Here is a 13601-nt window from a genome sequence, read left to right on the forward strand (position 1 = left end):
CAATTACCCTCAATATCTCATAGGCTATTTAAGAGAGAGAAAACGTGGGTTGTTTCTTGAACTAAATGGTTAAAAGAAAATTTGGTTCGCTCGATTGACAGTCTCAATTTGTAGCTTTCTGCTTGATATTGTTTGATTTCATGCTTTGCTGTCTCTAAGTCCTGTTCAAGTTCAGAGAATTCAGAATTGTCGCGAGAGCGATCGGTACTATAGTAGCCTGTTTTGCGAATAGCTGGTAGCACTTCGTGGAACACCCATCTCTTAAACCGCTTCGCTATTGGCTTGCGAGATTTTAAGAGCAATCTGTACATTCCCGGTTCGGTAACAGTTAGCATGGGCTGTAAGCGTTGTTTTCCAGTAATTTCGGTGATGTGCATAGTATGCACTCCTCTCTCATCTTCATCAAAATCCCGCATTGAGGATCTGGCTTCAGCAATCCCTAAGACATCGCAAACATCTTGAGCTATCCATGAAGGGGTATCGGGCGTTCCTACCATCCGCACTTGTTTTCCTTCAAACTTGAATTGCTGCCATTCATGAAAGTTCTGAGTTTGGCTTGTTTGTTGAACTGGAAGAGATTCAGGTTTGTCAATGGCTGATAATGTGACTATTTCTGAATAGCTAGATTGGGGATTTAAGGCATTCTTTACTTCGGTTTCAACAGTGGCATTAAAAGTATCGTTAGCTAATTCCATGAGTCGTTCTAAACCATTGTCTCCTAAAGCTTCCATTAGTTCAATAGCTGGAAGCTGACCGTTAATAGCTTGAACCTTCCAGTAAAGGTAAGCCATGTCTAAAGGAACAGGTTTTATGCGATTGTTTCGTTCAGCTTCTAGGCGGAAATTGATTAAAAAATATTTAGGAGGTGGACAACAGAGTTTTTTGATAATAATGAATTCCGGTAAGGTTGAGTGCCAAAGTTTAAATCGTCGGAGGCAATATTCTATGTCGGCTCCCGCAGGTGATTTGTCGATGGTCTTAAAAACTTCTTTTTGAGAAAGGCAGTAGATGTTATGGAACTTGAAGATTTCTATCTCAAAGTTGTTGAACTTGAGTAATTTACCACAAGGAATTTCCTCTGTATAGTCTATATTTGTGAAAGCCACTGGTTGTTGTATTTGAATTTGGGTTTCCGTTTTCGAGTGTGTTGGCGCGATATTTTCTGGATTCAATGGCAGATTACTTTGGTAGGAAATAGGGGGTTGTGATTGCTCAGAACTGCTGAAAGCACTATCAACAATTTGTTTAAACTGTTCAAGGCCATTTTCTCCGAGTGTTTCAATTAGGGCTTTAGCTTGGGGTCGGGTTTGGGCTTGAAGCTGCCAATATAAATAGACCATTTCGAGAGGGATGGGATGAATGGTACGGATTTGATCGAGTTTGCCGTTGGGGGCTTGCTTTTTAACTTTGAGAGAGTTATTCCAAGGTGATTTCCACAGTTGCGCTCGTTCTAGCTGGTATCTTAAAGTAGAGTTATCTTGTTTGCCAATAGCTCGTTCTGCTTGAGTCTGAGATAGGCAATACTCGTCTTCTAGTTTGATAATTTCGATTAAAGATTCGCCAATTTGGAGGGAACGGTATGGGGTAATTATTGGTGTATTTTCTGATGATTTCATGGTAAAATTTTGCAGCGTAAATCGGAATAAATTCCGGGTAACTTTCGACGATTGTAAAATATTAAATGGATTTTTGCCTACGGCTAAGAGAGTGAATCTTAACAGTAAAATCGGAGCGATCCAATTGGGGGGGATAAATTCAGTCGAGTTCAATTTGTTTGCGGTTAGGCGGTTGTCGCTGTAGCTGGTTGGATAAACTTTTTTGTGGTTGGGGTGCTTTGTATGGTAATTGCTCCTGCAATTCTTGGCGCAAAGTTTGAAAGTTTTTCACATCTTCTGGTGTAACGGAACAAGCTGGTAAGTGATAGGTTCCGTCGTCTTCAAAACTGGCTCGAAGAATCTCGCCTCTACCGTCAGAAACGGTTATGGAAAGTTCTAGCTCTTGACGATTCCAGCTAATGTGATACTGGTTCCAATCTATTGCTGGTGCTGGTGTTTTAGTAGTAAGTAGTGTATGCTCTAATGCTGCTCCTGCAATGGGAACGATCGCTTCAGCTAGGGTGCGGTTTTGTAGGTTTTCTTGTTGAGCTTCTAAAATTTGCTGTTGCGGTGTTTGTTGCTGTTGTAGTTGTTGCTGCTTATCCGACAACTGCTGGTCAACGGCCTGAAAGTGTTCTACATCCTCTTGAGTTAGCAGGTTGTGCCAAACTTTTAGTCCTTTTTTGGAGTAATTAAAACCTAGTACCTGTGTACAATTCGGTACGGGTTCAAGGGTATCTACACGCTGAACTACAACATCGCAGGTTTCGGGAAGCCGATCGATTTGATAGCGTTTGTTGTTACTTTCAAGGCTATCTGCTTGATAAGAATCAAGTAGAGCGAGTACAGTTGGTGCAATTTTATCTCCCCAAGACTGGTGGGGTTTCTGTTCTTCTTGCTTCTGTTGTTTCTGAGACTTTTGTTCTGGCAGCATTGATAGTTGTAACTCTAATTTATTTGGTGTTGCAGGGATTACAGGTACGGTGACTTCTATCTCAGATTGTGGCAACTCTAATTCATTTGCTGTTGCCAGAATTTTAGGTACAGTTGCTTCTACCTCAGATTGTAACGACTCTAACTCAATTGTTTGAGCTTCACCCCTAACAATTGCTAAGTGTTGTGGCTGCATTAAAGCATCAATTAGGGCGATATCTCGTCCTTGGTCATAGCTAACATTTCGATACTTCTGCAATCCAGAAAAAGTGTAGGCTTTACCTAATTGAGTACCGCTAAAAGCAACTCCATCTATTTTGTAAGAAATGCCTTGACTTAGTTCACTTTGAGTTGTTTTTACTTGCACCTCTACGCTTTGTTGCTGCAACCGTTCAACAAATTCTGGCATAGTTGGCTTATCTTGGGTGACTTCATCAATTAGGTCTTGTAATTGCACCCTGACACTTTTGTTTCCCTTGCTTTGTAAGTACCTATGTTCTCCTGTAGTCGGAGCTCGCTTATATGTTTCCCAACTAGGTGTAACAGCTTCTAAATTGTAGTCTCTTTCTAACTGGCGGATTACTTCTTGGCTTCTGTAATAATCCCAGCTATCATCAACGACACTCCCATCTAGACGAATGCGACTGGCAACGATGTGAATGTGGTCATGGTTTGTATCGCTGTGTTTGACAACTGCATACTGATTATTGTCAAATTCCATCGCTTTCATGTAGTTAGCTGCAATTGCCAGCCAGCGCTGGTCATTGTCAACATCTACTTCTAGTTTCTGGGTAGAATCGACAGATAAAGTAGCATGAAATACTGCTACTTTCAGGTTAGGTCTTAGTTGTCGGGCAATCCCAAATTCAGCAGCCAGTTCTTCAGGAGTCTGTCCGCACATAGTACCGCCAATTAAATCGGCATCTTTTTTGCCCAGCACGTAGTTCAGACAGCCACGAAAGCCTGTACCTTTGATTTGTTTGCCAATCATAGCCGTTTCACAGTAGATTTATTACATCAATTGCTGAGGCTTATTAAGAATTAGCGGACTGTAGATTTGGTGAGGTTGGCAACTATTGTTTTAATTGCAGTTTGGTTCTCTCGAATAAGTTGCTGTACATTTTCTAAGAGTCCTCTATTAACAATAACGGGTTCTCCCAATACCAGAGCACTATTGCAAGCTTTCTTCATCTGATTGAGGTTGTTTGCGGCAATTTTAAGTTGAGCATTAATTTGGCATAAAACTTGATAGGCTTTCAAATCCAATACAGATAGAGGGTGTGGCATAGTTCTCCTCAAAGCTGCACGACGCATGAAGTCGCTCATACTCAAGTTTACTTGGTGAGCTAGTGTTTGAATTTCGCTGTAATCGGAGTCAGTCAAGCGGATGTGGATATGGCTTGATAGCTGCTCTCTGGGTCTGACTTTCGGTAAATTTTTCATAGCTTTTAATCGGTAATCACTGTTTGTAAATATACAAGTTAACAACTGTAATTGAACACCGCTATTCTGGTGATTTTATCCCCCCCAATTGGAGAGGGCTATTAGGGTTTATTAAAGTAGAGATTGACTACTATAATTTTCTTTATTTGTATAAATTGTTAATTGAGGTGCGATCGCGTGCCCTCTGACTCCGGCGATGGTAGTCACAAGCGAGCAAAAAGCTGGTGGTAGTGGTGGGTTCTATGCGCGAGGCTCTTGCGATCGCGGGAAGTCGATTCGTAGCAGCTCTCTTTGAAGTCAGTACACTCACCGCACTGTCCCAAGTTGAGAGGATCTATGGGTATGGCAACAACTGTCCCACCGCTCAATGTTGCGCGAGCCGATGGTGCGAGCATACATTATCCATGCCGGGGTCAGAATTGTAATTTTTGTGCAGTCGGAGCCGAGCGATCGCTTTATGCCAAAAAACGGAGCATTATTGTGTCGAGACAATATTCAGTTAATTTGTAGTACAAACAGTTACATTTGTCATTAAAGCTTAAGAAAGTATTAAACCTGACCTTGCGGTTAGGATGCCGTATTTATGGGTGGATTATTTTTCGTTGTGCACGCATTAGTCAGGGTTTGTGATCACAAAAACATTGCTTGCTACCGTCCATCTCTGCTTTTTGTGCAAGCTTTCTACCTTGCATAAATTTGCATAAATTTGAGTTTTTATGAGTTTTTTGTTGCTAATTAAGCCAAAAACAGCGAACACTTCAATTTGTAGCTTGCACAAATTTATTCAAAAAAACTCAAATTTATGCAGAAAAACTCAAAAAAACTCACTCCAAAAAAGTGAATTTTGAGGTTTTTTCACGTCCTGGTACGCTTAAGAATTATTTAAGATTTTTACAGCCAACTCTGCAATTATGAATTGAAGTAATGGAAATTGCAATTGATTCAAAACTGGCTCAAGATTAATAATTTGATCTCAATCTTGAGCAAGCCGAACTAATTGAATAGACTGTTTTGAGCAAGCCGAACTAATTGAATAGACTGTCTTGAGTAAGCCGAATTAATCGAATAGACTGTTAAGATTGCCTAAAAGATTGCCCCCCAGTTATTCGCTATGCAGCTATTCGTATCAATCTTCGGAACAAGGGCGGTAGCCGCTTTATAGCAAGAGTTGTAGTTCAGTTGGCTTGTGCGCTCCAGTTGCTCTTCAATACTTTGTAATAGCAAGCTAGCGCGACCTGAATTTCTAGCAACGGGCGAGAGGAAAGCAGGGACGATGGAGCACAAACTTTCAAGCTCAGCTCGAAACCATCGATAATACCCTGGCAACTGTTTCTAGCATCAATATTTGCGGGTTCATAGAGTAACGAGCCTGTTTTCAAGTTCGCTAACCGCCAAACGCTGTTCCCGCACTCGACCTACTCTCAGCGCATCAATCAGGCTAAGCAAGGCGTAGAGTTCTGGATCGTTTTTAGCCGCTTGGGGGACTGAACGGTACAGGGGTGCGATCGCCTGTCCTCTGACGACACCTTGAGGGTCAGGCCAGACATACACCTCAGACGGTGAGACCACCAGCTTGCTTTTCAACGGTTCAGCCGAATGCGCCGTTGGCAGTCCTCGACTTAAGGGGCCGGGTTGGGCATAGAATACATAGCGCAGCCCGTGAACTAAGAACTCTAGTAGTGCTTGGGTCAAAATCCTGCGATTCTCACTATCATAGAGGCCTGCTGCTTCACAGCGAGAAAGCGCACCATGAACTTCTGAGGCACTCATGCCCAAGCTGTGAGCGAGGGTGCTGTAAGTCCAGGTTGCTTTTTCCCAACAGTGGACTTTGAGTATGGCAACGATATCTTGCGGTTTGAGCATAGCTTTATTCGTAGGCTCAGCCAGCCTCTGGCATCGCTTTCTTTCCTTTATTCTACATTCGCGAATAGCGAATAATTGAGATGTGGCGACTTTAATTTAATGTTCGGCGCTCGTTGAAGGGCGTGAGCTATTTCGGGAGTACAGCGATCGCTTGTGCTGAGAAAGCGGTTGTAGGAGCGAGCGATTTGCGATCGCACCATCCATTTCATTCACTCGGCTGTAACTTTCCTCGCATCTGTATAAATATATCGCCCAACATTGCTATTGCTACTGCCCATACCTGCTTTTCGTATGTGCGCCTGTAGAAGTTTATGCTAATCCGCTTACAAGGACAAGCGCGATCGTATTGCATGGGAGTCAGTACCGATTGATGCAGTTGTTTTGCAGCCTGCATTAGTTTGATCGCCAGAACGCACAAGCCTTGCTGTTTTAAAGCCAAGTTGTGATCACAAAAACATTGCTTGCTATCGCTCATCCCTGTTCTTTTCCTTACTTTCCCAGCTTGCATAAATTTGCATAATTTTGCATAAATTTGCATTATTTTGAGTTTTTAGTTGCAAATACTGCCTCGACTTCAGCTAATAATTCAAGATGAGCTTGCATAGTTTTACTCAAAAAAACTCACAAAAACTCAAATTTATGCAAAATTATGCAAAAAAACTCATGAAAACTCAGTCTCAAAAAGTTAATTTTGAGGTTTTTTACTGTTCCGGTACACTTAAGATCAATTTAATAATTTAACAGCAAGCTCTACAATCCCAATTCAAGGAATAAGCTTGTAACTCGTGTCATTTAGAGCAAGCTGTACTTTCACAATTGAGCAAGCAGAACTAATCGAATAGGCTGTTAAGGCTGCTTTTTTAATAGCCGCCAAGTGATAGCCTTTCAGCTATTGCATATCAATCTATCGGTTGAATACCTAAAACGGACGTTGTCCTAGATTTGCCTCCAGCTTGCGAATAATTTCTGTCTTTTCTCTCAACTGGTTGCCGTATCCGTCGCACCGCTCGGTTGCTTGCTTGAGGTCAGATTGCAAGCGCTGGATTATGGTGTAATTTTGGTCAAGTTTTGAGGCCTCTGCAATTAGAGCAGAGGCAAAAGCATAGAAGCGACCGCGATTCTCACCCTTCCTAAACTTCCACCCACCCACAGAGGGCATCTCAAAAAGATTATCCCTCGCTGCATAGAGGTCGGGTAGCTCTGGCTGTTGTGCTGGCATCTCTGGCAACAGTTCTAAAATTGCCTCCACATCTGCCAAATCAGCCCTGGACTTTTTGCGATCGCTCTTGAGTTGGTTGAGCAGAGTTCCCGCGTCTGGTAAGGGTTTGAAGTGCTACTTTGCGGTTGATGACAGCTTCGCTATTTTTAGGCCAGCCAGGAGCGATCCCGTTGGTGTACAGGTCGCCTTGGGTACTCGGCATCTGAGCATTGCACGACGCAAGCCAGTTGGTGCAGTTCGGTATTGGCTAAGAGTTGAATAGGTTGGTGGGAGAAATGCTGGTAATTAGTCTGTTGCCCCGCGCTCGCTTTTATTACCACCATCCTAATACCGATAAATCTGTTTATACGCCAGAACAATTGGGCAGAATAGTGTGGTACTATGCTATTAGACTCATGTTATTCAACCACCCCTGCACTGAAAGTCACCTGAAATGTCTGATTATTAACAGCAGTAAACTTCTGCTCGCCCCAGGTTTTTAGGAAGTCATTCAGCCGCTTTGCACACAAATCTCGCGTTATCCCATATATACCTAAAACAAATTCCTCGCCGCCCCAACGACCTACTATATCATCAGACCGAAAGAACTGCTTTAAGTGTTTTCCCAAAACGGAAAGAACTCTATCTCCTGCCTCATGGCCGTATCGATCGTTAACGTGCTTGAAGCGATCTAAATCCAGAATAAAACACAATGGCTGATTTTGATGTTCTGCCAGATGTAATAATCGCCCTAGTTCCTGAATGGATTTACGCCGAGTAGCAGTGCCGGTTAGTTCATCAATTTCTGCAAATCTGGACTGTGGCTTGCGTTCTTAGTCAGTCCTAATGTTAAGAAATGTTTCGCCAACAGTATCGGATCTCGGCTCAATCCCTATCGGATACAAGTGATATGACCAAATCAAATCTCTAGATTGGCAAACCCGCAATGCCGAGTTTATTGGCAAAGCCCCACCGACTTTAACGGCTGAAGTCATTGCAAAACTCAAAACCCTCTTGCCATCATGATTGTTGCCCCTAAATGAGTTAAAGATTACTGGATGAACCCTTTAGAACAGCGAGATTTAGTCAAAGAGCTACGAGGAGCACTCAACGGCTACCACAGAGTCGGAAGATTTCCTGATGCTGTAGTTCATGCTGCTGCTCTATTATTCTTACGGTGGGTAGACTTTTACGAAGAAGAACAAAATGCAATCGCTGAATTTGATGGATTGCATTACACAAATGCACTACCGGACTATTTACGTTGGTCTAAATTGCGCCAACAAAATTTTCAAATCTTTATCAAAATCTTTCAATACAATCTTGTTCCCTCTTTAAAATCTGCTATTTCAACACCCCTTGGGCAACAGCTTTACCGCATCGGTATTGCTCTTGAACAAATTGGAGTTGAGCAATCTGAATCATTAACTACCCTAGAACCAGTCTTCGAGCTTTTTCGCTGGATCGATTCTTTGCCTTTTGACTCAGCAGACGATCGCGCTAATGCTGGAACTATCCTAGAAGCTTTGATCTCAGACTCTATGGGTGGTAGAAGTACAGGGCAATTTACCACCCCACAACCAGTTGCTGATCTTATGGTTGCACTTGCCGATCCGAAACCAGGCGATCGTATCTACGATCCTTGCTTTGGTATGGGCGGATTGCTTGTCACTTGTACTCGTCACTTGCAGGATCAAGCTAAGTTTCTTCCTCCCCGAAACTGGTTGGGGATTCAGGAGAATAGCATTTTTGGGGTCGAAATCAACCCTGTTGCCTACGCAGTTGGACTAACCCGCATTGTTCTAGCAGGCATTGATTGCCCTCGGCTTGAACTCGGCGACACTTTAGAGAGAACAGTGCGCCATAACCGAGCTTCTGAAGGGTTCGATCTAATCTTGGCGGTTCCACCTTGGGGACAACGATCATCTGCCTATGCTTATCGAAATGAATTCCCAATCCCTACCTCAACCACAGAAGCACTTTTTCTACAACACATTATGGCTTCTCTGCGTCCAGGTGGTCGAGCCGTCGTAGCCTTTCCAGATGGAATTCTCTTTCGTGCAGGTGCCGAAAAACAACTTCGTGAACGGCTACTGTCTGACTTCTATGTTGAAGGAATTCTAGCGTTACCTTCAGGTGCCTTTACCCCATTTACTGGACTTAACTCTAACCTCATAGTCTTTCGACGTGAGGAGCCTGCTTCTTCTGTGCGCTTTTTCTTAGTCGAAGATTTTCCGTCTGGACTACGAAAACGAGAACTCTTCTCACCTAGTGAACAACAATTATTGGCAAAGCGAGTTGCTCAGACATTTCATGATGGCAAATCTAGTACACATCTTTGGAGCACTTCAATCACCACTCTTGCTCAGCGAGACTGGGAACTGATTGTAAAGCGAACAGGAGATGATGCCTTAGCTGAACAGTTAAAAGCCCTAACTGAAACTGATCCAACTATTAAGCTGAGATCGCTTCAGCAAATTGCTGATATTTTCACAGGAATTTCTTATAACCAGTCTATTAGCACGAAAGATGCTAAAGCCCCTGACGCTGTAGCAGGGCTGCTTCGGGTTTCTGATGTGATAGGTGCTGGTGCTAAAGCTCCAGAACTCTTTCTGACTAAAGCTGGAGAAGCTAAGGCTAAAGAGAAGCACTACCTGCGTCCCTTTGATATTGTTGTTACAAAATCAGGGACGATCGGTAAAGTTGGTTTAATTTCAGATATTGCTGGAACAATAGGTGCGATCGCGACACAGGGTCTTGCCGTCATTCGCCCTAGAAAAGGTATTACGGCTCAATTTCTAGCTGAACTCTTACGTTCTCCTGCCTACCAATCTTGGTTGAAGGGGCACGCTCGTGGTGCCACTATTCAGCATCTTTCGATGGAGGCTTTAAGGGATCTGAAAATACCTGTACCCCCCCTTCAAATGCAAGCTCGGCTGTGGCAAGGTACTCAAGGACGGATTTCAGATGCTCTAAGTGCCTTGGTTCGCATGGTGATGGGTACTAGTGATGACCCTGTGTTGAACTGGCTTGAACAGTCCAAAGTAGTGCGAATGATCGCAGAAACCGAACAAGCCGGAAGTAGGGCAGAGCCACTGTGGTTTGATCGCTTTGGTAAAGAACTTTATGACCTTAGAAACCGAGTAGTGCATGGGCTAGAAGGAACGTTCTCTCCAGAGATTATACCTTGGTTAGTTACTGCCGCTACTGCTGCTGCTTCTCTTAGAGGGTTTCATGAAATTCCGGATGGAACAGGTCGTGTAGCAGTGTTGGAAAATGCTCATCGTAGGATGAGAGATGCATTTGAATTGCTGGGTAGTACCTCTCTTGCTGTAGTGGAAAGAGCAAGAGAAGTTAGTCTTAATGTGACTAAGCTAATTGCTCGTGAGGTTGAATCAATCTTGTCAGTAGTCGAAATTGCAACACGGCTCGCTCCATCAAGCGTTGTTGTTGGGATACCTAACGAAGTTTCCCTAAACATCCGAAATGCATCTTCAATCGCAATTAGGAATTTACAAATTCAGACTAACCCAGCAGTCGGAAGTGGAAAGGTAGCATACCTTCAAGATGGCAGTGAGGTTAAGTTTCCTCTGCTTATAGAACCGCAGCAGGCATTTGGTACGTTCAATTTCAACATGATATGGACGGCATCCCGCTTAGATGGGACAACTATGCACGAAGAAGTACCTTTAACCCTTGCGATTCGATCAACACTCAACTCAGCATTAACTAGTGAGTTAGGAACTAGCCCTTACATCGTGGGTAGTCCAGTTGACCGGGAAGAAATGTTTTTTGGTCGAAACGATGTCATTCAACGAATTAAAGGACAACTTTCAGCCAGCAAGCGCGCAAATGTAATTCTCCTTGAAGGTAATCGACGCACCGGCAAAACCTCTATCCTCAAACAACTTCAAAAACCTGGAGTTCTACCAGACTGGATTCCAGTAGACTGCTCTTTTCAAGGTGCAGAGGGACATCAGAGCCAGGTAGGGATAAAAACCCAGGATGTTTACCGTCTGATGGCTCGTAAAATCGGGTGGGCTTGCCATGACGCTGGTGTTAATGTTTGGTTGCCTGGGCAAACCGAAGGAGCAAACAATAAACCGTTCAAACCACAGTTTACCTCAGGCTTAAGCAAAGTTTTTTCCACCGAGCATCCTTTTGAGACCTTTGAACTCTATCTACAATCCGTGCTGGAAGCCATCCAACCCCGTCGGCTTCTCCTAATGCTGGATGAGTTTGACAAGCTCCAGGAGGGTATTGATTCTGGAGTGACCAGCCCGCAAGTTCCAGAAAATATTCGTTACTTGCTGCATGAGTACCCCAATTTATCAGCAATCATCACAGGTTCTCGCAGGCTCAAACGGCTTCGAGAAGAGTACTGGTCGGCTTTGTTTGGCATTGGATATCGAATTGGAATTAGCGATTTACCTGTGGAAGCCGCAAGGGCACTCGTCACTGAGCCCGTAGAAGGCAGGCTTCTCTATTTAACCGAAGCTAGAGATCGCATTGTAGAGCTTTGTGCTCGTCAACCTTTTTTAGTCCAGTCACTCTGCAATCACGTCTTTGAGAATGCCGCCCGAACTGGCGATCGCACGATCACTCCATCACATATTGAAAAAGCCATTGAGGAAATGGCAGGGGACAACGAACATTTTCAAACCTTATGGGGATATGCCGGGAAAGAACGCAGACGGGTAATTTTGGCACTTTGTGAGCAATTGGCTGAAGGGGACGATCCCGTCAACCTTGAGTTACTTGAGGTGAAGTTTGAGGAATTGGGGATTCCTATTCCTAGGCGGGTTGGACTGGGTGCGGACTTGGAATTCCTTAGGGAACTTGAACTGATAGAACTTGACTCGTCAGACCGCCAGGGTGCCTACACTCTTGCAATTCCCCTGATGGCAGAGTGGATTCGGAGAAATGTTGATTTTGCTGATCTACAGCGTAAAGCCGTGAAAGAGGCGGAGGAGGAAGTATGATTATTTCATATCAAGTACTGGGAGTAAATGTTCCTTCTTTTTTGGGACGTGAAAATTTACTGAAGAATCTGGAACGCCAACTCCTAAAACCTACACCTGATCATGTCTGTGTCGTTGGTCCTGCACGATATGGAAAAAGTGTTTTACTTCATCATCTGGCACAGAGATACCGTCAAGGTAATGAATCCTATATCGCGGCTGTCTATCTTGACTTAAGACATTCTCCCCCAAGTACCGACGAGGATTTCAAACAACGCCTTGCTAGAGAGTTAAAGACGACGTTATCCGAAATCAGCTCAGATTTAGCTGCTTACTTAGAGCCAGATGAGAACAGCAGTATATACGAGCTTTTAGATTTGGTCTTTGAGGATTTGGATAGTAAGGGCGATCGCTTACTTGTAATCCTTGATGGCTTTGATCATGTTCTTAAAGAGGCAGGAATTACCAGAAATTTATGGGATCAGCTAAGGAACTTAGCTCAACATAGCAGTCTGCGTCTAGTCACTGGTAGTCGTCTGCATCTGCGTAACCTGCGCGATCTCATGCCAACAGATTCCCGCGTCTCAGACTTCTGGGAAATTTTTAATCCAATGCCCCTGCTAGTGGGAAAATTAGAGGACTCAGATTGGGATGGCTTTCTGCTGCCTTTGAATGTCAGAAATATTTTGCTTGATAATTCTGCCCGTAAAGAAGTCAGCAATTGGACGGGTGGAATTCCAATTCTTGCGGTCGCTCTTCTTAGAGAATTAGCTGAAAAGTTTGAAGATGGAACTAACCTCACTAAAAGTGACATTGATACAGTTTGTGAGGTAATGATTGCTAGCCATCGTCAACTTTTAGAGGATTTATGGGATGACTGTACGGATGAGATGAGGGAGGATTTAGCTAGAGCAGCTATAGAAGATATAGACGCAAATACGCTACCTCACGAACGAAAGACTGCATTGCAACAACGTGGTTTCCTTCAGTTTTCCAGCAATAAACTTAAATCAAGCTGCCGCCTCATGCAAAAATATGCTGAATTGCGAGCACCAAGCGTCAAAGAGCTACGCCGTTTATTTCAAACCAACAAGGATTTTGAGACAAACATTCAAGAAGTTTTAGAATTACGGCTCAGCCAAATTCAAGGCTGCGATCCACATCTGTTTGAGTTAATTAGAAAAGCAATTCGAGACATATCCCCAAATCCAGTAGACGCTACAAATTGGATGCGTCGTGTCGTAAATCGCGCTCTAGATATTATCTGGTTCCATGAGTTACCACCTGATCGAAGTTTGCCTAACTGCTGGATTACTGAATGGCAATCTAAAGCAATTAACTTTCCTAGTGATGGAGGCAAACTTCCTGCAAGCCCCTGGGCACAATGCATTATCTTACAGTTAATAACTGGTTCACGACAGGAACTTAATCCAATCTCCAAATACGTCACTAAGCCCACCTATCTCTTGGTTAACCATATCCGTGAAGTAGCTGATTTTGGACAACATACAACCGCCCGTGACAAAGTGACAGTCGGTATCGCCAGTGCTTATTGCCTATCGGCAATCAGTCTATGTGAGAGCCTCATTAATGATTTGCCTACATGAG

Annotated in this window: 12 protein-coding genes; 2 read left to right on the top strand and 10 right to left on the bottom strand. The window is 43.6% G+C overall.

Features of this window, described 5'->3' with window-relative positions; all coding sequences use genetic code 11:
* Nucleotides 1-17: 17 nt before the first annotated feature.
* The 10 genes from QUB12_RS00385 to QUB12_RS00430 form a co-directional block, all read right to left on the bottom strand.
* Nucleotides 18-1616 carry a BRO family protein gene (locus tag QUB12_RS00385; RefSeq protein ID WP_333304875.1) on the bottom strand — a complete coding sequence of 533 codons (1599 nt, stop codon included), beginning with the start codon at nucleotides 1614-1616 and terminating at the stop codon, nucleotides 18-20.
* A 139-nt stretch (nucleotides 1617-1755) separates the two neighbouring features.
* Nucleotides 1756-3519: a relaxase/mobilization nuclease domain-containing protein gene (locus QUB12_RS00390; RefSeq protein WP_333304877.1), complete on the bottom strand. Its 1764-nt coding sequence runs from the start codon at nucleotides 3517-3519 to the stop codon at nucleotides 1756-1758.
* A gap of 50 nt (nucleotides 3520-3569) precedes the next feature.
* Nucleotides 3570-3971, bottom strand: coding sequence for a plasmid mobilization protein (locus tag QUB12_RS00395; RefSeq protein ID WP_106331493.1), 402 nt, complete (start codon nucleotides 3969-3971; stop codon nucleotides 3570-3572).
* Nucleotides 3972-4174: 203 nt separating this feature from the next.
* Entirely contained in the window at nucleotides 4175-4366 is a 192-nt protein-coding gene (locus tag QUB12_RS00400) for a hypothetical protein (RefSeq protein ID WP_333304880.1), read from the bottom strand.
* Nucleotides 4367-5324: 958 nt separating this feature from the next.
* A complete protein-coding gene (locus tag QUB12_RS00405) occupies nucleotides 5325-5834 on the bottom strand; it encodes a hypothetical protein (protein ID WP_333304882.1) in 510 nt (169 codons plus the stop codon).
* A 47-nt stretch (nucleotides 5835-5881) separates the two neighbouring features.
* A complete protein-coding gene (locus QUB12_RS00410) occupies nucleotides 5882-6043 on the bottom strand; it encodes a hypothetical protein (RefSeq protein WP_333304884.1) in 162 nt (53 codons plus the stop codon).
* Nucleotides 6040-6228 (bottom strand): hypothetical protein, encoded by a 189-nt coding sequence (locus QUB12_RS00415; protein WP_333304886.1) that lies wholly within the window; start codon nucleotides 6226-6228, stop codon nucleotides 6040-6042. The genes QUB12_RS00410 and QUB12_RS00415 overlap by 4 nt, the downstream gene beginning before the upstream one ends.
* A gap of 525 nt (nucleotides 6229-6753) precedes the next feature.
* Nucleotides 6754-7083 carry a hypothetical protein gene (locus tag QUB12_RS00420; protein ID WP_333305020.1) on the bottom strand — a complete coding sequence of 110 codons (330 nt, stop codon included), beginning with the start codon at nucleotides 7081-7083 and terminating at the stop codon, nucleotides 6754-6756.
* 10 nt (nucleotides 7084-7093) lie between these two features.
* Nucleotides 7094-7255, bottom strand: a complete 162-nt coding sequence (locus QUB12_RS00425) for a hypothetical protein (RefSeq protein ID WP_333304888.1) — start codon at nucleotides 7253-7255, stop codon at nucleotides 7094-7096.
* A 196-nt stretch (nucleotides 7256-7451) separates the two neighbouring features.
* Nucleotides 7452-7835, bottom strand: coding sequence for a GGDEF domain-containing protein (locus QUB12_RS00430; protein WP_333305022.1), 384 nt, complete (start codon nucleotides 7833-7835; stop codon nucleotides 7452-7454).
* A gap of 255 nt (nucleotides 7836-8090) precedes the next feature.
* On the opposite strand from QUB12_RS00430, the gene QUB12_RS00435 reads away from it, so the two are divergent.
* On the top strand, nucleotides 8091-12014 hold the full coding sequence (locus QUB12_RS00435) for an N-6 DNA methylase (protein WP_333304890.1): 3924 nt from the start codon (nucleotides 8091-8093) through the stop codon (nucleotides 12012-12014).
* The gene (locus tag QUB12_RS00440) at nucleotides 12011-13600 is read left to right on the top strand and encodes an ATP-binding protein (protein ID WP_333304893.1); all 1590 of its coding nucleotides are present in this window, start codon (nucleotides 12011-12013) and stop codon (nucleotides 13598-13600) included. The genes QUB12_RS00435 and QUB12_RS00440 overlap by 4 nt, the downstream gene beginning before the upstream one ends.
* Nucleotide 13601: the final 1 nt, after the last annotated feature.

The sequence above is a fragment of the Microcoleus sp. B7-D4 genome, assembly GCF_036705125.1.
Lineage (GTDB): Bacteria > Cyanobacteriota > Cyanobacteriia > Cyanobacteriales > Microcoleaceae > Microcoleus.